The 22,806-nt window shown below is 34.6% G+C and carries 13 protein-coding genes and 1 riboswitch; of the genes, 5 read left to right on the top strand and 8 right to left on the bottom strand.

What is annotated here, in order from left to right; translation table 11 throughout:
* Positions 1–319: 319 nt before the first annotated feature.
* The 6 genes from GIY83_RS17890 to GIY83_RS17865 form a co-directional block, all read right to left on the bottom strand.
* Positions 320–2,194: a glycoside hydrolase family 13 protein gene (locus tag GIY83_RS17890; protein WP_208682707.1), complete on the bottom strand. Its 1,875-nt coding sequence runs from the start codon at positions 2,192–2,194 to the stop codon at positions 320–322.
* Between the two features lie 151 nt (positions 2,195–2,345).
* On the bottom strand, positions 2,346–4,460 hold the full coding sequence (locus GIY83_RS17885) for a glycoside hydrolase family 97 protein (RefSeq protein ID WP_194619958.1): 2,115 nt from the start codon (positions 4,458–4,460) through the stop codon (positions 2,346–2,348).
* 26 nt (positions 4,461–4,486) lie between these two features.
* A complete protein-coding gene (locus GIY83_RS17880) occupies positions 4,487–6,790 on the bottom strand; it encodes a glycoside hydrolase family 65 protein (protein WP_194619960.1) in 2,304 nt (767 codons plus the stop codon).
* A 205-nt stretch (positions 6,791–6,995) separates the two neighbouring features.
* Positions 6,996–7,649, bottom strand: a complete 654-nt coding sequence (gene pgmB, locus GIY83_RS17875) for a beta-phosphoglucomutase (protein ID WP_194619962.1) — start codon at positions 7,647–7,649, stop codon at positions 6,996–6,998.
* A gap of 18 nt (positions 7,650–7,667) precedes the next feature.
* Complete coding sequence (locus GIY83_RS17870; protein WP_194619963.1) at positions 7,668–9,023, bottom strand: MFS transporter; 1,356 nt, start codon at positions 9,021–9,023, stop codon at positions 7,668–7,670.
* Between the two features lie 180 nt (positions 9,024–9,203).
* Complete coding sequence (locus tag GIY83_RS17865) at positions 9,204–10,235, bottom strand: LacI family DNA-binding transcriptional regulator (protein ID WP_194619966.1); 1,032 nt, start codon at positions 10,233–10,235, stop codon at positions 9,204–9,206.
* Positions 10,236–10,470: 235 nt separating this feature from the next.
* Here GIY83_RS17865 and GIY83_RS17860 point away from each other — a divergent pair, with 235 nt between their 5' ends.
* The 4 genes from GIY83_RS17860 (at position 10,471) to GIY83_RS17845 (ending at position 18,827) form a co-directional block, all read left to right on the top strand.
* Entirely contained in the window at positions 10,471–13,542 is a 3,072-nt protein-coding gene (locus tag GIY83_RS17860; RefSeq protein ID WP_208682706.1) for a SusC/RagA family TonB-linked outer membrane protein, read from the top strand.
* Positions 13,543–13,557: 15 nt separating this feature from the next.
* Entirely contained in the window at positions 13,558–15,123 is a 1,566-nt protein-coding gene (locus GIY83_RS17855; RefSeq protein WP_208682704.1) for a RagB/SusD family nutrient uptake outer membrane protein, read from the top strand.
* A gap of 10 nt (positions 15,124–15,133) precedes the next feature.
* Positions 15,134–15,880, top strand: a complete 747-nt coding sequence (locus tag GIY83_RS17850; protein WP_194619973.1) for a SusE domain-containing protein — start codon at positions 15,134–15,136, stop codon at positions 15,878–15,880.
* Between the two features lie 73 nt (positions 15,881–15,953).
* A complete protein-coding gene (locus tag GIY83_RS17845; protein ID WP_194619975.1) occupies positions 15,954–18,827 on the top strand; it encodes an alpha-amylase family glycosyl hydrolase in 2,874 nt (957 codons plus the stop codon).
* A gap of 104 nt (positions 18,828–18,931) precedes the next feature.
* Here the strand turns inward: GIY83_RS17845 and GIY83_RS17840 are convergent, their stop codons facing one another.
* Both GIY83_RS17840 and GIY83_RS17835 read right to left on the bottom strand, forming a co-directional pair.
* On the bottom strand, positions 18,932–19,156 hold the full coding sequence (locus GIY83_RS17840; RefSeq protein ID WP_208682702.1) for a DUF6814 family protein: 225 nt from the start codon (positions 19,154–19,156) through the stop codon (positions 18,932–18,934).
* Between the two features lie 10 nt (positions 19,157–19,166).
* On the bottom strand, positions 19,167–20,663 hold the full coding sequence (locus tag GIY83_RS17835; protein WP_194619979.1) for an MFS transporter: 1,497 nt from the start codon (positions 20,661–20,663) through the stop codon (positions 19,167–19,169).
* Between the two features lie 242 nt (positions 20,664–20,905).
* Positions 20,906–21,098: riboswitch (cobalamin riboswitch) on the top strand.
* Positions 21,099–21,414: 316 nt separating this feature from the next.
* Here GIY83_RS17835 and GIY83_RS17830 point away from each other — a divergent pair.
* Positions 21,415–22,734, top strand: coding sequence for a DUF5074 domain-containing protein (locus tag GIY83_RS17830; RefSeq protein WP_208682700.1), 1,320 nt, complete (start codon positions 21,415–21,417; stop codon positions 22,732–22,734).
* The last annotated feature ends 72 nt before the right edge of the window (positions 22,735–22,806 follow it).

Here is a 22,806-nt window from a genome sequence, read left to right as displayed (position 1 = left end):
TTTTCTTGTTTATTTTAAATTTAACATGTATTTATAATTTGTAGGAAAATAAATTACGCCATGAATTCTGTGTGTGAATTTAAACACATAGAAGCATATATTTTATTGTTTTAATTAAAGTGGAAAATAAATGACAGATCATTTAAACATAGCTATAGCATAAAAAAATCCGCCACGAATTCACGAATTATTCTTTTATATAAAATTCGTGAATTCGTGGCGGAAAAAATAATAGCCACAGATTAAAAAATTAAAATGATTTTTTTAAATCTGTGTTAATCTTTTAATCTGTGGCTAAAAATCCTTTGCTCTTAGTATCTTATTCCAATTCTAAAACAATAGCCGATTTTGGTTCTAAACTAATTTCAGTAGCTAAATCGAATGTTTTTCCTGAAATAACATCTTTTCCTGATTTAAAATTTTTGATGTTTTCTTTAAAACGATTGGTTTTGATCGTTTGCACTGTAGCGTTGTTATTGAAAACTACCATTACCGTTTTAGCATCAGTATACCTGAAATAAACATACGTATTGTTTTCCGGAATATAGTGTGTCATTTTCCCGAAATGAACCGCTTCATTTGTTTTTCTCCAGTTGAATAATTTCGAAGTAAAATCGAAATATTTGGCTTGTTCAGCTGTTCTTCCTGCCGCGGTAAGAGCGTTGTTTTTATCGCCAGCCCATCCACCAGGGAAATCCTGACGAATATCTGCATCGCCTTTGCTTTTGTCTCCGCCCATTCCAATTTCTGAACCATAGTACAATTGTGGGATTCCACGAACTGTAGCCAATAAAGTCATGGCCAGTTTGTATTTTGGAAAATCGTATTTAAACTTATCATTCATACGATCTGTGTCATGATTTTCGGCAAAAACCAAAATATTATTTGGGTTTGGATATAAAAAATCCATTGCAAAATTATTATAGAATTTAATCAATCCATTGTCCCAGCTTGGTTCATTTTCGTTGAAAGCAGATGTAACCTGACTTTGTAGCGTAAAGTCCATTACACTTGGCAAATTCGAATTGTAGTTTTCGATTGCACCAATTTTACTGTCTTTTTGCCAATAGGCTAAATTTGCCTGATTGTGCATCCAGATTTCCCCCACAATATTAAAGTTCGGGTATTCATCTGTAATTGATTTTGCCCAATTTGCCATAGCCGTTTGATCAGAATAATTATACGTATCAACTCTAAATCCGTCAAGATCTGCATATTCAATCCACCAAATCGCGTTTTGAGTTAAGTATTTTGCTACCAAAGGATTTCTTAAATTCAGATCTGGCATAGAAGGTACAAACCATCCATCGACACAAACTTCCTTATCTATTTTTGAGGCGTGAATATCAGTAATAACTTCACGACGGTGATGTGTTTGTGTAAAAGTTTCGAATTGATTGAACCAGGTTTTAGTTGGCATATCTTTGATCATCCAATGCGTAATTCCCCAGTGATTGGTCACATAATCCATAACCAGTTTCATGTCTTTTTTGTGCATTTCTGCCGCAAGACGTACGTAATCTTCATTGGTTCCGTAACGAGGATCTATTTTGTAAACATCAGATTGCCCATAAGTATGATACGAATGTTGTTTGTCGTTGTCTTCGCATAAAGGTGTATTCCAGATTGTAGTTGCACCTAAAGAGGAGATGTAATCTAAGTTTTTGATAATTCCTTCGATATCACCACCGTGACGACCACTTGGATCCTGACGATTTCCTTTTTCTGTTAAAGCTGTATTGCTGTCATTTTTAGGATTTTCGTTAGCAAAACGATCCGGCATAATCAGGTACATCATATCCGACGCATCGTAACTTTTTCTGTTTGCTGAATTTGCTCTTCTTTCTTTAAGTGAATATTTCTGGGTAAAAGCGACTTTATTTTTGGTTTTGAAAGAGAAAACCAATTCCGAAGCCTTTAGGTTTTGTGTATCGATGGTAACAAAAAGATAATTTGGATTTTCTGTTTTCTCTACATTTTTAATCACCACATTGTTTGAAACCGAAGCTTCATATTGTGCAATGTTTTTTCCGTAGAACATAATCTGTAGTTCCGGATTTTTCATTTCTGCGTACCAAAATGGTGGCTCTACTTTCTGGATTTGCGCTTTCGCGGAAGCAGAAAATAATAAAACAAATAGTATTATTTTGTAGAGAAAATGGGTTGTTTGGATTCTTGTTTTTTGGATGTTCATAATCTAATGGATATTAAATACCTAACAGGTTTAAAAAACCTGTTAGGATATTGTAAGGTTTCCTAACAGGTCTCCAAGACCTGTTAGGTATTATTTAAATTTTAAAAAAAAGACAAGTAATCCTGGGGAAAATCACTTGTCTTTAAAAAAATTATTTGGTTTCGATAATGCTAATGGCATAACCTCCGCCAGGGACAGATAACTGTGATAATTTTGATTTGTTTGTTACAGCAATTTTCTTGATCGTGTAAGCTTGCGGATTTGTTTTGTAATGCGCATCTTTTGCATCAGCATAAATTGTAGCGGTATATTTTTTACCTTTTTCAAGGAAACTAAAATCAATGTTTGATGTACGGGCAGTTTCTCCGTTTACGTTTCCTACGAACCAGTTGTTTGTTCCTTTTGCTTTACGGGCAACTGTGATAAAATCCCCTGGTTCAGCCTCGATATATTTACTTTCTGACCAGTCTACAGCTACATCTTTGATGAATTGGAATGCATCCGGGAAACGGTTGTAGTTCTCCGGAGTATCAGCTGCCATTTGCAATGGGCTGTACATCGTAACATATAATGCTAATTGGTTTGCAATAGTACTGTTTACATGAGATTTGTTGTCAGGATTCATTTTGCTGATATCCATTTCGAAGATTCCAGGCGTGTAATCCATTGGTCCACCAATTAAACGTGTAAATGGTAAAACCGTTACGTGGTTTGGTTTAGATCCTCCAAAAGCTTGATATTCTGTTCCTCTTGCAGATTCGTTTCCAATTAAGTTAGGATACGTTCTTGCAATTCCTGTAGGACGAACTGCTTCGTGAGCGTTTACCATAATTTTATAATCTGCTGCTTTTTCGATAGCATATTGGTAGTGGTTTACAATCCATTGGTTATAATGGTTTTCACCGCGTGGTAAAATATCTCCAACATAACCGCTTTTTACAGCATCGTATCCGTTATCGTTCATGAATTTATAAGCTGCATCCATATGACGCTCGTAGTTACGAACAGAACCTGAAGTTTCATGGTGCATGATGATTTTTACACCTTTAGATTTTGCATATTCGTGCAAACCTTTTACATCAAAATCAGGATAAGGTGTTACGAAATCAAAAACATAGTCTTTTGAGTGACCAAACCAGTCTTCCCAACCTTCGTTCCAACCTTCTACTAAAACAGCGTCGAAGCCATTTGCTGCAGCAAAATCAATGTATTTTTTTACGTTTGCATTGTTTGCTCCGTGAGTTCCGTTTGGTTTTGCTTTTGAGAAATCAGAAACGCCCAATTGTACCGTTGGGAAATCGTTTGTGTATGACCAGGAGCTTTTTCCTGTAATCATTTCCCACCAAACACCAATGTATTTTACTGGTTTAATCCATGAAGTATTTTCAATTTTTGATGGATCATTTAAGTTATAAGTCATTTTTGAAGCTAAGATTTCTCTTGCGTCATCGCTTACCATAATCGTTCTCCAAGGTGAGTGGCTTGGTGCTTGCATGTATCCTTTATCTCCTTTTGCATCTGGAGTTAACCAAGAAGTAAAAGTCATGTTTTTATCATCAAGATTCAGGTGCATACAAGAATAATTAATCAAAGCTGCTTCGTGTAAGTTGATATATAAACCATCATTTGTTTTCATCATAAGAGCCGTTTGAACTCCTGTTGGTGAAAAAGATTTTTGCGAAACATTTGCTGTATATGCTTTTTCAGATAAACCTCTGATTTCTGATAATTTAGATTTTGTATAATCGTATTCCTGAGTATCATAATCTCCCGGAATCCAAAATGCAGTGTGGTCGCCCGCCATAGCAAATTGAGATCTCTCTTCTTTGATGATGAAATAGGTAAGGTTTTTTTGAGTTGGAAATTCATATCTAAATCCAAGTCCGTCATCGAATAAACGGAAACGAATTACGATTTGTCTGTCTGTTCCTTTTTGATTTAAAGTTACAGCCAATTCATTATAATGATTTCTGATTTTGTCTACTTCGCCCCAAACAGGTTTCCAGGTTTCATCAAAAGTGGAAGTTTTAGAATCAACAACTGTAAAATCATTCAATAAAGATTTTTTATCATCTTTTAGTTCAAGACCTAATTTACTGGTTTTGATAACCTCTTTATTTTTGTATTTCAGATTATAAGTTGGAGTTCCGTCGTTTTGAAGCGAAAATTCCATTACGAACTTGCCTTCGGGTGACTTTAATTGTTGTGCTTTTGCAATTGAGCTAAAAGCAAACAAGATTAAACTTGCGAAAAATAAGTTTTTCATGTTTTTTAGTTTTAGAGTATTGTAATTTAATTAATTTGTACAAATTTACTTGCAATTTCAGGATTTCCGTTCACTACAATTGTTAAATCTTGATCTCCATCTACAGTAAAAGTAGTTTCGTTATGATTTACAGACACTTTAAGAATTTGATTTCTAAAGTTTATTTTAAAAGAGTAACCTTTCCATTCTTTTGGAATTTTTGGAGCAAAATGCAACTGATCATTTTTTACTCTCATTCCGCCAAAACCTTCCACGATACTCATCCATGTTCCGGCCATTGAGGTAATGTGACAACCTTCTTCAACTTCTTTGTTATAATCATCAAGATCAAGACGAGAAGTTCTTAAATAGAAAGTATAAGCCATATCCATTTTGTCTAAATGAGCAGCCTGAATAGAGTGTACGCAAGGCGAAAGCGAACTTTCATGAACGGTAAATGATTCGTAAAATTCGAAATTGCGTTTTAGTTCTTCTTTAGAAAAATGATCTTCAAAGAAATAAAAACACTGTAAAACGTCGGCTTGTTTGATATAAGGCGAACGTAAAACACGATCCCAAGACCATTTCTGGTTGATTGGACGTTGTGATCTATCCAAATCTTTTACAGGAACTAAATCTTTATCTAAGAAACCATCTTGTTGTAAGTAAACCCCTAATTCCTCTGATTTTGGGAAGTACATATTATTGGCTACTTTTTTCCATTCCAGAATTTCAGCCTCGGCAAGATTTACTTTTTCTAAGATACGTTTGTGGTCTGCAGGATATTCTACTGCCACTTTTTTAATTTGTTCCTCAGTATAATCGATACACCATTTTGCAATATAATTGGTATAGAAATTATTGTTGATGTTGTTCTCATATTCGTTTGGACCTGTAACACCCAGAATAACGTATTGATCTTTATCTTTAGAGAAAGAAGCTCTTTGGTGCCAGAAACGAGCAATTCCAATTAAAACTTCTAAACCTTTTTCAGGAATATAAGAGTAATCTCCGGTGAAACGATTGTAATTGAAAATTGCAAAAGCAATCGCTCCGTTTCTATGAATTTCTTCGTGTGTGATTTCCCATTCGTTATGGCATTCTTCACCATTCATGGTAACCATTGGGTACAATGCTGCTCCGTTTTTGAAACCTAAATTGTCTTTAGCATTTTCGATCGCTTTGTCTAATTGATTAAAACGGTACGTCAATAAGTTTCTCGCAACTTGCTGATCTTTGGTCGCCATATAAAACGGAATACAATACGCCTCTGTATCCCAATAAGTAGATCCGCCGTATTTTTCTCCTGTGAAACCTTTTGGTCCAATATTCAAACGAGAATCTTTTCCTAAATAAGTTTGGTTCAGTTGAAAGATATTGAAACGGATTCCTTGTTGTGCTTTTACATCGCCATCAATGGTAATGTCCGACATTTCCCAAATTTTTGCCCAGGCATCAATTTGGTTTTGAAGTAAAGTATCGTATCCTAAATTAAGAGCATTTTTAATTACTTTTTCGGCTGCAGCCAAAGTATTATCGTGGTTTAAAGAAACCGTATATCCACCAATTTTCTGGATAGATGAGGTTTGCCCTTTTGCGATAATAGTTCCGTAAGTAAACTGAACTTTATCTGATGTTGAATCGATTGTAGAAGGCGAAACATGAATGTTTTCACCATTTGCTAAAATCGTATTGTGCATAAAAGTAGTAACTTTAAAATGCGTTTTAAAAGTCTGAGCCGTTACAAAAGCTTCATTAGTTCCTTTTTTTACTTCAAGAGGCTCCCAGAATTTTTCTTCCCAGTTGGCATCTTCATTGGTTACACCAGCATCTACGTATGGTTTGTAAACAATTTTTGCATCTTTATTTAATGGAGTAATATCAAACTTGATAATTCCCGCTTCGTCTAAATCTAAAGAAAGAAAACGACGAATGTTTACGGCGATTTCGGTTCCGTTTTTTAAAGTTGCTTCAAAAGAACGATTGTACCATCCTTCTTTCATATTCAATTCTCTACGAAAGTTTCTAACCTCTGTACAAGTATTTAAATCAAGATTTTCTTCATTGATTTGAACGTCAATTCCAATCCAGTTTGGAGCGTTTAATACTTTTGCAAAATATTTTGGATAGCCATTTTTCCACCATCCCACTTTGGTTTTATCCGGATAATAAATTCCGGCAATATAACTTCCCTGGAAAGTTTCACCTGAATAGGTTTCTTCAAAATTGGCGCGTTGTCCCATAGCACCGTTACCGATACTGAAAAGACTTTCAGACGACTTTACTCTTTCGGCATCAAATCCTTCTTCTATGATGGACCAGTTGTCTGGTTTTATATAATCTTGATTCATTTGTTCAAATTAGATAATGTGGCAATTTGATAATTAGATAATTCCCTTTTTAGGCTTTTTTGATTTATCTGATTAATTGCTCGTTGTTTTACTATTTTACTTTTTTAATTAGATGATTTATATCTTTAAAATATCTAATGGTTTACTGAAACGCGGTAATTAGTCATTTTCTAATTATCAAATTGACACATTGCCACATTCTTCACTAACCGATTAGTTTCTCAATAAACGTTGTGTTTATTTCGGTAAAATCTTTAAAAATGTATTGAGCCTCATGTAGAATTGTTTCCTCGCCAATTCCCACACTTACCATTCCGCCAATGTTTGCCGCCTGGATTCCTGCAACAGAATCTTCGAATACAATGGCATCTTTTGGATCAATATGTAATAATTGAGCCGCTTTCAGGAAAACTTCCGGATCTGGTTTGGCATTGGTAACGTCGTTTCCGTCAACAATAACATCGAAGTAGGAAAGAATTCCGGTTTTTTCAAGGATTGGTCTGGCATTTTTACTCGCAGATCCCAAAGCAATTCCCTGATTTTTTTCTTTTAATAGTTGCAGAATTTTAAAAACTCCCGGAAGAATCTCGCTTTCGTCCATGTCAACTAAATAAGATAAATAATCTTCATTTTTTTGAATCAGCCATTTGTCTTTGTCTTCCTGCGAAGCCTGAACATTTCCTAATCCAAGTATAATATCCAACGAACGAACTCTACTTACACCTTTTAGAAGCTCATTGTCTTCATGTGTAAAATTTATGTTTAATGATTGGGCTATTTTCTGCCATGCTAAAAAGTGATATTTAGCGGTATCGACAATTACGCCGTCAAGGTCGAATATGAATGCTTTTTTGCTCATTATATTAGAAATTGTTCTTTATGATTTTTGAATAGTGTCGTCTACATCTTTTACTTTGTAGACTAAAAGGGCAGCGATTAAAAAGCTTACTCCGCTTGTAATTAAGGCGTAAATAGCATCACCGTTGTAAAGGTATTTTACAATTGGACCTCCAATAAGTGCATTTACAATTTGAGGAATAACAACGAAAAAATTGAAAATCCCCATGTAAACGCCCATTTTTTTAGGAGCAATAGATCCTGCAAGAATTGCATATGGCATTGCCAGAATACTAGCCCAGGCAACTCCAACTAAAATCATTGGTAATACCACCCAGTTTTCATTTGGCATAAAATAGATCGAAATTAATCCGATTCCTCCAATGATTAATGAAACGGCATGAGTTGATTTACGTCCGATTTTTTTAGCGATATAAGGCAGGAAAAACAGTGCGATAATAGCAGAAACTAAGTTGTAAACTCCAAACAAAATCCCCACCCAATCTCCGGCATTCTGATATTGCTGGCTTGAAGTGTCGCTTAATGGTAATCCGTAAATGTGATGTGCAATGGCGGGAGTGGTAAAAACCCACATACCAAATAATCCGAACCAGGAGAAAAACTGCACCCAACTCAACTGGCGCATTGTTGTTGGCATTTTTGCAAAGTCGGTAAAAATATCTGAAAGTTTTGATTTTTCTTCAGAAGGAATATCTACTTCACTTTGAGGATCTTCAAAATTGGCTAATTCTTCTGGTGAATATTCTTTTGTTGTAAAAAGTGTTACCAGAATTGAACCAATTAAAACGGCAGCTCCAATAATAAAAGAAAGAGTTAAATTTAATGGTACACTTCCTGGAACTGTGCTGTTTGAAACATGAAAATACTTGGTTAAAACATAAGGTAATGCTGAACCAATTACGGCTCCAAAACCAATTAATGAAGTTTGAATACTGAAACCGGCAGTGCGTTGATCTGTTCTTAAATTATCACCAACCAAAGCACGAAAAGGCTCCATGGCAATGTTGAAAGAAGCATCCATGATCATTAACATTCCGGCTCCAACCCATAAGGCAGGTAAAACTGAAATGAAAATATTAGCTTGTGGCATTAAAATTAATCCTACCGAAGCTAGAATGGCACCTACAAGAAAAAATGGCTTTCGTCTTCCGAATCGTCCCCAGGTTTTGTCACTGTAATGACCAATAACAGGCTGCACTATTAATCCCATAAGGGGAGCAATAATCCAAAACCATGATAATTCATGTACGTCGGCACCAAAAATTTGAAGAATTCTGCTGGCATTTGCATTCTGAAGAGCAAACCCCATTTGTATTCCCAGGAATCCGAAACTCATGTTCCAAATTTCCCAGAAACTTAATTTACGCTTTTCCATTATCGTAATTAAAAAATTAATTAGACGATAAGCGCTTTGCTTATCAAAACTTACTTATGGTTTCGAAGTAAAAGTAAAAGCTTTGAGCAGGCGTAAAAGTATTAATTATTTTTTTAATTCAAATCATAAAAAAACCATAAATAACATTTATGGCTTTAGAATGTGTTGATTTTAAGAAAATTAGTCAGTAGATTCTCTTTGTATTAGGTGCGTTTCTATTACTTCTGTGGTGTAATTTTCGTTTTCTTCATCGTCGTCATCATGATTGGCTTCTAGTCTTTCGATCAGCATTTTAGCTGCTTTATTACCCATTTTTTCACCACTTTGGCTTACAGTTGTAATAGTGGGAGTAGAGTATTTAGAAATAATTCCGTCGGTAAAAGCGATTACGGCAAGATCTTCCGGAACTTTAAGTCCCATTTTGTTCGCTGTTTTAATGATTGTTACGGCAAAAAGCTCGTTTACAGCAAAAACAGCATCAAAAGCCCTGTCGTGTAAAAGCTGGCTGATGGTGATTTCGCAAGTATCGACATCCTCGATTTTTATTATTAAATCTTCATTAAATGGTAATCCGTTGTCCAGAAGTGCTTTTTCGTAACCATCAGTTCTTAATTTTCCAACACTTACATAATCAACAGTAGTTACAAGGGCAATCTTTTTTCGGCCATTATCAATCAGACTCTGAACAGCTTCGTAAGCGGCTGCTTTATCGTCAATAATTACTTTATCGCATAAAATATCATTGGTCACACGGTCGAACATTACAACAGGCATTCCCTGATTGATAACTTCTGTAATGTGGTGAAAGTCACCTTTGTATTGGGTTTCTTTAGAAAGAGACATGATAAAACCATCGATACTTCCGTTGGCCAGCATCTCCATATTTAAGACTTCTTTATCGAAAGAATCATCAGATAAGCATATGACAACACTGTAGCCATTTTCGTTTGCCACTTGTTCAATTCCGTTGATTACTGTAGAGAAAAAGTAATGTACAATTTCCGGAATGATAATACCAATACTTTTGGTTTTTCGGTTTTTTAGACTAAGGGCAATGTTGTTGGGTTTATAGTTGTAAAACTTTGCAAAAGCCTGAACTTTTAGACGTGTTTCTTCTCCTATTTCAAGACTGTTTCTGAGTGATTTTGAGACAGTTGAAATAGAAACGTCGAGCTCCTTTGCAATCTGTTTTAGGGTTATTTTACGTTTCATAGGATTTGTTGAAAAAAATCTAATTATTAATAAAGGTATCTTTTATTTTTTGATTTGACATTTTTTGACTGAAAAGATTACAAAAAATAGAAAGTTTTCAACACTATCACGTTTTCGTAACTCAATAAAAAAGGTCTCTGGTCGAGCACGTTAATAAATTCATAATTTTGAAATTCGAAGTAAAATTAAAAACTTAACTAACAATCAAAAACTCAAACTAATTTAAACAAAAAGTATGAAAACAATTTACAAAAAGTTGTTATTTTTATTCCTACTGTTACCGTTTAGTGTACTAGCTCAAAGTACCTTGACAGGAACAGTTGCCGATCTGGCAACGGGGCAACCAATCCCGGGAGTAAACGTAAATGTACAAGGTGCTCCAGGCGGTGCATCGACAGATTTTGACGGTAAATTTCAGTTATCTAATTTAAAAAATGGAGACAAAATTTTGGTTTCATTTATTGGATATAAAACGTCAACTGTAACTTTTAATGGTCAGCAAACTATATCGATTTCTTTAGAGGAAGATACCAATCAGCTTAAAGAAGTTGTGGTACAAGTAGGTTACGGTACTGTTAAGAAAAAAGACGCGACAGGTGCGGTAACTGTTTTATCAGCCAATCAGCTTAATAAAGGACCGGTTGGTTCTGCAGATCAATTACTTGTAGGTAGAGCTTCTGGTGTTAGAATTACTACAGATGGTGGTATGCCAGATGCAAACCCAAATATTAGAATTAGAGGAGGAAGTTCATTATCTGGTAATAACAATCCTTTGATTATTATAGATGGTGTGCCAATTGATAATACAAATCCGGCAGGAATCTCTAATCCATTAACCTTGATAAATCCTAATGATATTGATTCGTTTACAATATTAAAAGATGCATCTGCTACCGCTATTTATGGTTCAAGAGCTTCTAATGGTGTGATCATTGTTACTACTAAAAAAGGTGTTAGTGGTGCTCCAAAATTTACTTTTTCATCTAATATAACTGTTGGTAAAGTAAATAATCCTGTTGATATGATGACTGGAACTCAATTTACTTCTTTCATGCAAAAGTATCACCCTGATTACACTAATTTATTAGGTGTTCCTGATGGTAGTGGTGCGGTTGATAATCCGGCAACTCCTCAAATAGAAGGAAGAAAATTATACAATACAGACTGGCAGGATTTAATTTACAGAACATCTTTCTCTAGTGACAATAACTTTAGTGCAAGAGCGAATTTATTTGGTAAAATTCCATTTAGAGCTTCTGTTGGTTATGCTAAAAATGAAGGTGTTGTAAGAACAAATGATCTTGAAAGATATACAGGATCTATTAAACTTTCACCAGTTTTATTAGATAATCATTTAAAAATTGATGTTAATGCTAAAGGTATCTCTGTTAAAAAGAATGCTATAGATGCTGATGCTGTTATTGGTAGTGCTTTAGGAATGGATCCTACTAAACCAGCTTATGCTGATCCTAATTCACCAAATAATATTTTTGGAGGATACTATCAGTTGCTTAATACTAATAAATCTATTAATGGAGCGCAAAATCCATTGGCAATCTTGAATCAAAGATCTCGTCCGGAGGAAGTTCAGAAATTATTAGGAAACATTGAATTAGATTATAAAATGCCATTTTTCGAAGCTTTAAGAGCTGTTGTTAATGGTGGTATCGAAGCATCTAAATCAAAAATTAGAGAATCATATTCAGAGAATGCTCTTCAGACTTATCAATTAGACAACTCTGCCGGAACAACTCCTCCAACGTATGTGTTTAATCCAGGTTTAAATTATGCCGAAGATCAAACCGTTACAAATAAAACATTAGATGCTTATTTTGTATACAACAAAAGTTTAACAGGATTTGTAACCAGAGTAGATGCTCAGGCAGGTTATTCTTATCAAAACTTTAAAACTGACGGAACTAAGGAAAATTACAGGTATAGTACTGTAAACGGTTTAAGAGAATTAACTCCAAACCCGGCGAATAATGCTAATAACAGATACTATAACGAGAGAAACTTACAATCGTTTTTTGGAAGAGCAAATTTTGATTTAGTAGACAAATACTTATTTACGTTTACTTTAAGAGCAGATGGATCTTCTTTATTTAAAGAAGATAAAAGATGGGGTTATTTCCCTGCAGCAGGTGTTGCATGGAGAATGAAAGACGAATCATTCTTAAAAGATTCTAAAACCTTTAAAGACTTAAAATTAAGATTAGGTTACGGTATTACAGGACAACAAGATATAACGGGTGTTGCAGGTTCTTATCCTTACAGTGCATTATTTGCGCCAACTGGTACCTCAAGTACTTATATTCCTGGAGTAAATGGTTATTATGCTAAACCTTATAATGAGGATTTAACATGGGAAAAAACAACTACATATAACGTAGGTATTGATTTTGATCTTTTTGAAAAAAGTATTGTTACAGGTAGTATCGATGCGTATCAAAAATATACAAAAGATTTGCTTTCTGTAGTTTCAGCGGCTCCTGGACAAGCTTTAACAAATGAGTTTGTTGCTAATGTTGGAGACATGAAAAATAAAGGTGTTGAAGGAAACTTAAATGTAAAAGTGATCAATAGTGATGATTTCAATTTAGCTGTAAATGGAAACATTGCTTATAACATTGGTAAAATTACAGATTTGAATAACAGAACGACAAACGTAGATAACGCATCGAACATTCCGGTAGGAACAGGACAAAAGATTGCTTACAATACTGTTGGTCAACAACCTTATTCAGCTTGGGTATTTCAACAAGTTTATGATTCAAACAACAAACCGGTAGAAAATGCTTTTGTTGACAAAAACGGAGATGGTGTTATCGATGATGGTGACAGATATTATGTGGCTTTAAGACCAAACTGGACGTATGGTTTAGGATTAACAGCTTCGTACAAACAGTTTGATTTATCAACAACTTTCAATGGTCAAATAGGAGGGAAAGTATACAATGCAAGAAAACTTCAGTCTGGATTTATTGATAAAGCATTGCCTGCAAATTCAACTAGTTTAACGAATGTTTTGAATACTGAATTTGATTTTCAAACTATAAACGGAAACGTTCCATTTTCTGATTATTACTTAGAAGATGCAAGCTTTTTACGTTGTCAGAACATAACTCTTGGATATAATTTTGACAAAGCAATTAAAGGTGCTGTTTTAAGATTGTATGCTTCAGCTAATAATGTATTTATTGTAACCAATTATACAGGGGTTGATCCGGAGAATTTCAATGCAATTGATAATAATTTCTATCCAAGATCAAGAACTTTCAGTTTTGGTCTGAATTTAGACTTTTAATAAAAAAATATAAAGATGAATCAATTTAAATTTAAGATTATAGGAGCTGCTTTGGTTCTATTCTTATTCACTGCTTGTGTAGATGACTTAAATACAGAACCAAAAGTAGAATTGACTTTGGATAAGCTTTTAGAGCAGGATCCAAATGCTGTAGACGGTTTAGTTTCTAAAATTTACGGAACTTTTGCTCTTTCAGGTCCTGATGGTCCAAGTTCTACAGATGTTACTACAAAAGATGCTGGAGAAGCTGCTTTTTTAAGAAGTATCATCAACTTACAGGATTTCTCTGCAGATGGTATGAAAAACCGTTGGGGAGATGATGGTTTAGATCAGTTAACTACAACAAGTGGGTGGAATGCAAATAATAAATTCTTTAGATATTTATACGACAGAGCTTATTACACGATATCTCAGTCAAGTAATTTAATTCAGATTTTAAAAACGACGAAAGTAGATGTTCCAAACAGAGAAAATCATATTGCAGAATTGCGTTTTTTAAGAGGATTAGCTTATTACTATCTTATAGATTGTTTTGGTAAAGGAGCTATTACAACCGAAGCTGATATTAATACAACGACTCCAAAAAAAGAATCAACAAGAAAAGAGCTTTTTGCCTTTTTAGAATCTGAATTAAAAGAGGTTGAAGGTACTATTACAGCAACAAAATCTTACGGTAAAGCAGATAAAAATGTAGTAAGAATGCTTTTGGCAAAATTATACCTAAATGCAGAAGTGTATACAGGAACTCAAAGATATGATGATGCTTTATTATATTCTAAAAAAGTAATCGATGAAGGTGGTTATACTCTTGCGCCAAATTTTGGAAGTGTGTTTTCAGGAGATAATAATACTTCGCCGGAAATTATCTATTTTTTAATTGCAGATGCTGTAGTGAGTCAGGGTTATGGTAATACAACTTATATCATTAACGGAAACCTTAGTACAGAAACAATGAATCCTAATAATTATGGTGCTATTGATGCTTGGACTGGTCACAGAGCTACTAAAGCGTGGTACGGATTATTTAATAATGGAAACTTGGTTGATTCTCCAGATGACAGAGCAAAATTATTCTTTACTACAGGACATTCTTATGAAATGAATGATTATAAAAAATGGACTGACGGTTATCCTAGTGTGAAATTTACAAACAAAAACTTTGTAGGACCAACAAATGCAACAAGTTTTGCTAATACAGATTTTCCTTTGTTCAGATTGTCTGATGCTTACTTAATGTATGCTGAATGTGTAGTAAGAGGAGCAAGTGGAGGTTCTGCAGGCTTAGCTTTAGAATATGTAAATAAAGTAAGAACAAGATCGCATGCAGGAGAAATAAATGCAGGAGAATTAAACCTTGATTTTATTTTGAAAGAAAGAGGTAGAGAATTAAACCTTGAAGGACACAGAAGACAGGATTTAATTCGATTTGGAAAATTTACTGGAGGATCTTATCTATGGCCTTGGAAAGGTGGAGTAAAAGATGGAGTTGCAATTCCTGAAACTTACAACTTGTACCCAATCCCTACAACTGCGTTACAGGCAAATCCACAGTTAACACAAAATCCAGGTTATTCATCTTAATACGAGAAATATGAAAAATATATTAAAACTAAGTGCATTTGCACTGTTATTTATATCCGCTACAGCTTGTGATTCAGATGATGATCTAACTGTAGTTACGCCAACAAAAGCGGCTGTATTAGCAGTTCCTGCTGAAGGATCAGTTTATGTTCTTGATAAAGCAGAACCTAACAAAGTAGCTGCAACTTTTACATGGGATGCTGCACAATATGCAGGTGAGTCGACACCGGTAACTTATCAGGTTGAAATGGCAAAATCAGGAACAGACTTCAAAGATGTGGTTGTCGTTTCTGTAACTACAACAAATAAAGTAGTCGTAACAAGCGGAGAACTTAATGCAGCAGCGGTAAATGCCGGATTAACGGCTTTTCAATCTCAAGATGCAGACATTCGTGTTAAATCGTATGTTGGTGCGCGAGGCATTGCTCAGTACTCAAATGTTATTAAATTAGCTATTACGTCATATTCTGCATGGGACAACTGGGGACTTATTGGTTCTGCAACTCCTAATGGATGGGATGATCCGGATACTAATTTAGAGTATGATTTAGCAACTAAAACATATTCGTACACTGGACCGTTGAAAGTTGGAGATTACAAATTTAGACTTGACGATAAATGGGACACTAACTATGGTGATAATGGTAATGATTTAACATTAGAAGCCGGAGGTGCTAACATTCCAGTTACTGTTGCAGGAAACTATACAATCATTGTTGATTTTGTTGCAAAAAAATACACCATTACAAAAAACTAACGTTTTGTTATAATTAAAAGAAAGGCTGTCTCTATGATAGCCTTTTTTTATAAACTAACCAACCAACCACATTATGAAAAAAACTTTACTATCAATATTTTTATTGATGGCAGTAGTTGCTTTTGCACAAAAACAAATGGCAACTTACTCCATTAGCCCTTCAACTTTTGAAGATACGACACCAATTACCATTACTATTAATGGTACAAGTATTGATGAAAGTACCTGGGGAGTTATTGGGAATGCATTATATCTTTGGTCGTGGTCTTATGATGTAAATGATACCACTCAAATGGATTCTCCTTCTAACGGACCCTGGACTGCATCAAATGAAGCAAGTAAGTTTACTTATAATTCCGCAACCGATACTTATACAAAAACATTTACACCATCGGTATATTTTAATAGAAACGGAATTGGGAAAATAGGTTTTCTTGTTAAAGCTAAAGACGGAACAGGTACTAAACAATCACAGGATATTTTAATCGAAGTTGGTTCTTTTCAGGTTTCATTGACTTCTCCGGTAGAAAATAGTGCTTCAATTATAGCATCGGGATATAATTTTAATATTGCTGCGACAAATACAAATGGTGTGGCAAGTTATTCCTTAAAAGCTAACGGAACCGTTATTAATACAAATACAAGTACCGTGAGCTATTCTTATTCTCATATTGGTGTTACAAATAATCAGAGTTACGAGCTGACTGTTACTCAGGCAGGAACTACAATTGTAAAGAAATTTTCGGTAATAGCAAACCCAAATACGGTTTCGCAGGCAATGCCAACAGGTTTAGTAGATGGAATTAATTATAATGCGGCCGATGCTACAAGAGCGACTTTGGTTCTGGATGCACCTTTAAAAGATTTTGTTTACGTTGCCGGAAGTTTTAATAATTGGCAGCCTTCATCGGCGTATGCCATGAAAAAAGATCCTGTTTCCGGAAAATTTTGGTTAGAATTAAACGGATTAGTTTCCGGTGTAAATAATACGTATCAATATTGGGTGGTAAAAACTAATCCAATTGCAAACTCGCCTTCCTTGGTAAAAACGGCTGATCCGTATTCAACTTTGGTATTATCTCCTTACGATGACCCTTCTATTCCTGAAGCTTCTTATCCAAATATGCCAGTTTATCCAACAGGACAAAATTTTGAAGTTACAGTTCTTAAAACGGGACAAACGCCATATAACTGGCAAATAACTAATTTCACAAAACCTGAAAAGGAAAAATTGGTAATTTACGAGGTTTTAGTTCGTGATTTTGATTCGGGTAAAAGTTATCAAAGTTTAATAGATAAGATAGAATATTTTAAATTATTAAAAATAAATGCTATCGAATTAATGCCGGTAATGGAATTTGAAGGCAATGAGAGCTGGGGTTACAATACGTCATTCCACATGGCATTGGATAAATTTTATGGAACATCAGATAAATTAAAAGAACTGATTGATGTTTGTCATCAAAACGGAATTGCGGTTATTCTGGATGTTGCATTGAATCATGCTTTTGGCAGAAATCCGATGGTGAGAATGTGGATGAACGATCCTGATGGTGATGGATTTGGAGCGCCAACAGCTGAAAATCCTTATTTTAATACAGTAGCCAAACATACTTTTAGTGTTGGAGAAGATTTTAATCATCAATCGGTAAAAACACAATATTATGTAGAACGTGTAATTAAACAATGGATTCAGGAATATAAAATTGATGGTTTCCGTTGGGATTTAACGAAAGGTTTTACACAAGCTTGTACTGCCGCAGATGAAGCCTGTACCAATGCTTATCAGCAGGATAGGGTAGATATATTAAAGAAATATGCTGATTATTCATGGAGTTTAGACCCGACACATTACACCATTTTTGAACATTTGGGAACCGAAACCGAAGAAAAACAATGGGCAGATTATAAAATTTCTGAAACGCCAAGTAAAGGAATTATGATGTGGGGAAAAATGACAAAAGAGTATAATCAATTGTCTATGGGATATGCGACTGAAAGTAATATCTCGAAAATGTCAAGTGCAAATCGTGGGTTTGTCGCAAATCGTTTAATAGGTTATGCAGAAAGTCATGACGAAGAACGTTTGATGTATAAAAATCTACAATATGGTGCTTCAGGCGGGACTTATAATGTGAAAACTTTAGATACCGCTTTATCCAGAATGTCGGCAATTGGAGCTGTTTCATTGTTGGTTCCGGGGCCAAAAATGATTTGGCATTTTGGGGAATTAGGTTGGGAAAATTCAATTTTTACCTGCAATAATAATTCTGTAAATACAGATTCAGATGCCATTTCAGGAGATTGTAAATTAGATACTAAACCACAGCCTCAATGGGTAAACAATTGGTTAGGAAATTCAAATCGTAATAAAATTTATAACGATTGGGCTAAAATGATCACGCTTAAAAAAACAGAACCTGTATTTTTAGGAACTTCTACAATTCCAAATTCTAATTCGTTAACATTAAATATTAAAATAACCAATGCCAGTTTGGCTTCGGCACAATTAAAAGATGTTTTAATTCTGGCCAATTTTGATGTTACAGCACAAAATGTTTCAACAGGTTTTCCGTATGCAGGAACGTGGTATAATTTAATGGATAATACGACTATAAATGTTGCGGATATAAATGCACCAATAAATTTACCTGCTGGAGAATATAGAATTTATGGCAACAAAACAGCGAATTTAGCCATTGAAGATTTTGAAAAAGGAAATGCGGTGAATTTATTCCCAAATCCGGTTTCAGACTATTTTACTTTAAATACTGCTGTTACAAAAGTTCAGGTTTATTCAATTTCCGGACAATTGGTTAAAAGTTTCGCTTCAAATAGAAACGTTGATTTTCAATTTGGCGTAAGCGAATTACAAACGGGTTTATATATTGTAAAAGCCTTGGATGAAAGCGGTAAAACGCAAGTAATGAAGTTTGTTAAAAAATAAAGGTTTAAAATATATCTCTAACAGATTAAAATTTTTGGTTTGGTTAGTAATGAAAAAGGGCTGCTCTATATTAATAGACAGCCCTTTTCTCATGTAATTTTGTATTACTTCTCTTCGTTGTATTCTCCAATTACGGCAAAATAGCCAAAAGTTCCCAATCCTAAAACAATGAGAGGAGTAAGAATAAAAAGGATGATGATTCCAAATACTAAATCATCTTGTTGGTCAGACAAGAGTTTGGGTAAGCCAAATTCGAATATGCAAAAATATGCCGCTGCAACTGCAAGGATAATCCACAAAACACCTAAAATTTGTTTGATAGTATTCATAGTTATAATATTAAAGGTGATTGGTTTTATTTTTATTATCGATGTAAATCATTCCAATTACAAAACAGACTGAAGCTATAATAATAGGATACCAAAGTCCGTCGAGATAAAAGTCCGGTTTTCCGGCTCCTTTAGCATGAGTTACAAAATATGTCGAAATAGCAGGAAGCAGACCTCCAAAAATACCATTACCAACATGATAAGGCAAAGACATTGACGTGTATCTGATTTTTGTTGGAAACATTTCGACTAAAAATGCCGCAATAGGTCCGTATACCATCGTAACAAATAAGACCTGAATGAAAACTAAGAAAATTAAAGTCCACTCATCGCTTGAATTGATCGTAATCGAAGTAGTAATATGAGCTTCTTTTTTGCCTGAAAAATGCGTCTTTTTCTCTAAGAAAGAAGTTCCATCACTATATTCTTTGTGTGTAGTATAAATAGAATCGTTGTCTTTATTAACCTCGATTGTTTCTTTTGTGGCCTGAGTAAGTTCTGTTTTGTAGTTTACATCTGTAGTATTGTACATCATTTTGTAAATAGGCCTGTAGAACAAAATCGCAAGAAGCATTCCGCCCATCATAATATATTTTCGTCCTATTTTGTCGCTCAGCCATCCAAAGAAAATAAAAAATGGAGTACCTAATAATAATGCAATTCCTAATAGTCCATCAACTTGCGACGAATCGATATTCATTACGGTTTTCATAAAACTCATAGCGTAAAACTGACCGGTGTACCAAACAACACCTTGTCCCATTGTGGCCCCAAATAATGCGAGTAACACGAATTTCAGGTTGTATCGGTTTCCGAAACTTTCTTTTAGAGGATTTGTACTGGTTGTACCTTCTTTTTTAGCTTTGGCAAAAACAGGAGATTCATCCATGTTTTTACGAATTAAATAAGAAACACCCACCATAACAATCGAAACCCAGAACGGAACCCGCCATCCCCAGGAATCAAAATCTTCAGACGAAAGTACATTTTTGGTCGCCAGAATAACCATTAACGAAATAAATAAACCAACTGTAGCTGTAGTTTGAATCCAGGAAGTCCAATATCCTTTTTGTCCCACAGGAGCATGTTCGGCAACATAAGTCGCTGCGCCTCCATATTCTCCACCAAGCGCTAATCCTTGTAATAAACGCAGAATCAATACTAATAATGGAGCCATAAAACCAATCGTTTCATAACTCGGGATACAGCCTATTAAAAAAGTAGAACCCCCCATTAATAATAAGGTAGCCATAAAAGTATATTTTCGGCCAATAATATCTCCGAGTCTTCCAAAAAATAAAGCGCCAAAAGGTCTTACGACAAATCCGGCAGCAAAAGTGGCCAAAGTCGATAAGAAGGCAGCGGTTGGATTATCACTCGGAAAGAATTTAGTTGAAATTACAACGGCCAAACTCCCAAAAATATAGAAATCATACCATTCAATCATAGTACCCATTGATGAGGCCGAAATTACTTTCCAGATGCCTTTTGTAGAAGTTTTGCTCATAAACTAATTTATATACTTGATGACAATTAAGAGTATTAAATATTTTTTCACGAATATAAAAGATAATTTTTTATTTATTTGATACTTTTTTAACAAATGATGTTTATTTGTTGATTTAACATTTATTCGGTAAGTCAAAGCTTTGTAAATCGAAATAAATTATAGTTTGCAGCAATGGTCAAAGCCTTTAAAATAAAGGACTGTTGCTTTGTTACGAAAGAAAACACTAGTTTTGCAGCTCAAATTTTAGAACAGAAAATGGTTGTCATATTGATGCAATATTGACATTAAAAGGGAATTTGGTGAAAATCCAAAACTGTCCCGCAGCTGTAAGCTCATTAACTGAAACCCTTTAATACGTCACTTTTCATTTTGAAAGGGAAGGCTGGGTGTAGGGAGCAAGTCAGAAGACCTGCCATTTTTATAGTAATAAATAGCTTTCGGGGATTGAAGCTTGAATTAAGAACAATACTTTTCACTTTGTGTGATCATGTATTGTTTCGTTATTCTATTCTCGTAAGCCAAAAATAGAGTTTATGAGTTTTTTTTTCTGCAAATATGATATCGTCAAAACAATTTTCTTCGAGATGTTTTTCTATGCGATTCATTGTTTTTCTTCATTAAAAAAATCATTAAAACGTATCGTTGTACAAGATGTTTGCTTTTGCAAAAGTGCTTATACCGCTTTTGTCCAGGTAAATTGTATTTCGATTTAAAGATTTAAGTAATATAATTTTTTAAATATTTAATAATGAAAAACCAATTTTTTTCCAAACCATTAATTGCAATCGTCTCTTTGATGCTGCTGACAATTTCGTGTAATAATGATGATGATTTTACAGCTCCACCTGTAATAAAAGGCGAACAGCAGTTAAAAGATACTTTGACCATTGGAAAAACGCTGCAATTAAGCTCAAAATTAGCCGATAGAAAGAATGTTTCTTTTGAATGGGCCGTAGACGGAAAAGTAGTAGGATCTGATTCTACTTATATCTTTAAACCGGAAGCAAGAGGCGATTTTAAAATTACAATGACAGCCAAAAATGATGGCGGAAACGTTTCTCTAACTTATGATATTCATGCATGGGGAGCATATGAAAACGGTTTCTTTATGATCAACGAAGGATGGTTTGGTCACGGAACAGGAACGGTAGGGTTTTACAGATATGATACAAAAGCCGTGGAAGACAGTGTTTTTGTAAAAGTAAATCCGGATAAGGATCTAAAACCGGCAACGTCTACATTAGAATTTGGAAGGATCATCAATAAAAAACTATTTTTAGTTTCTAAAGTTGGCGGACCAGTTGTAGTTGCTGATGCTTATTCCCTTAAAGAAGAAAAAAGAATCGTGGCTAAAGGCGGAAACGACTGGCGTGCAGTAGTAGGTATTGATGAAAATCAAGCTCTTTTGACTTCGAGTAAAGGGATATTTAAGCTTAATCTTAATACTATGGAGGTAAATGGGCAAATCGATGGTATTGCCGGTCAGGTAGGAGATATCGTTAAGTCTAACGGTTATATTTTTGCATTGTCTGCTTCAAAAGGAGTGATTGTTATTAATGCTTCGACATTGGCTATCGAAAAAACTATTCCGGGTATGGTTTTAGGATTTGCAGTTACCGATGATAAAAAAGTATGGGCAGCAGGAGGTAAAAAACTTATAAGTATAGATTCGAATACGCTTGAAGTAAAAGAAATCGCATTAGGTTTTCAGGCTTACGGAAGCTGGGGAGCATGGCATCCGGGATCTATTACAGCGGCTAAAAATGATATTTTTATTGCTAAAAACGGAAGTTTTAGCGGTGGTAAAGAAGTTTATAAATACACAGGAACTCCGGAGTCCTTGGCGGAACCTTTTATTAGTTTAACAAATTCAAATATCTTATATGGTGCAGGAATTGGTTATGATCGAAAGAAAAACACTTTGGTACTGAATACATTAAATGAAGGTTTTGGGGTTAATTTCTCTATTAATAATCTTTATTTATTCAACGCCGATTCAGGAGTTAAAATAGCATCGGTAAATTATTCAGGATATTATTTCCCTGCGGTTTCGGTGTTTCATCAATAGTTTTTTTTCGGAACCAGATTTAAGCGAAAAAAAAATTAACCGCAAAGATCGCAAAGTAAAAAACACAAAGTT

It is taken from the genome of Flavobacterium sp. SLB02, assembly GCF_009664855.1.
In the GTDB taxonomy this organism is placed as follows: Bacteria; Bacteroidota; Bacteroidia; order Flavobacteriales; family Flavobacteriaceae; genus Flavobacterium.
This window is presented reverse-complemented; position numbering and strand designations above follow the sequence as displayed.

Excerpts from the sequence above, each read along its gene's own strand:
- GIY83_RS17890 (WP_208682707.1), bottom strand. The coding sequence starts at position 2,194 with ATGAACATCCAAAAAACAAGAATCCAAACAACCCATTTTCTCTACAAA.
- GIY83_RS17885 (WP_194619958.1), bottom strand. The coding sequence starts at position 4,460 with ATGAAAAACTTATTTTTCGCAAGTTTAATCTTGTTTGCTTTTAGCTCA.
- GIY83_RS17880 (WP_194619960.1), bottom strand. The coding sequence starts at position 6,790 with ATGAATCAAGATTATATAAAACCAGACAACTGGTCCATCATAGAAGAA.
- pgmB (WP_194619962.1), bottom strand. The coding sequence starts at position 7,649 with ATGAGCAAAAAAGCATTCATATTCGACCTTGACGGCGTAATTGTCGAT.
- GIY83_RS17870 (WP_194619963.1), bottom strand. The coding sequence starts at position 9,023 with ATGGAAAAGCGTAAATTAAGTTTCTGGGAAATTTGGAACATGAGTTTC.
- GIY83_RS17865 (WP_194619966.1), bottom strand. The coding sequence starts at position 10,235 with ATGAAACGTAAAATAACCCTAAAACAGATTGCAAAGGAGCTCGACGTT.
- GIY83_RS17860 (WP_208682706.1), top strand. The coding sequence starts at position 10,471 with ATGAAAACAATTTACAAAAAGTTGTTATTTTTATTCCTACTGTTACCG.
- GIY83_RS17855 (WP_208682704.1), top strand. The coding sequence starts at position 13,558 with ATGAATCAATTTAAATTTAAGATTATAGGAGCTGCTTTGGTTCTATTC.
- GIY83_RS17850 (WP_194619973.1), top strand. The coding sequence starts at position 15,134 with ATGAAAAATATATTAAAACTAAGTGCATTTGCACTGTTATTTATATCC.
- GIY83_RS17845 (WP_194619975.1), top strand. The coding sequence starts at position 15,954 with ATGAAAAAAACTTTACTATCAATATTTTTATTGATGGCAGTAGTTGCT.
- GIY83_RS17840 (WP_208682702.1), bottom strand. The coding sequence starts at position 19,156 with ATGAATACTATCAAACAAATTTTAGGTGTTTTGTGGATTATCCTTGCA.
- GIY83_RS17835 (WP_194619979.1), bottom strand. The coding sequence starts at position 20,663 with ATGAGCAAAACTTCTACAAAAGGCATCTGGAAAGTAATTTCGGCCTCA.
- GIY83_RS17830 (WP_208682700.1), top strand. The coding sequence starts at position 21,415 with ATGAAAAACCAATTTTTTTCCAAACCATTAATTGCAATCGTCTCTTTG.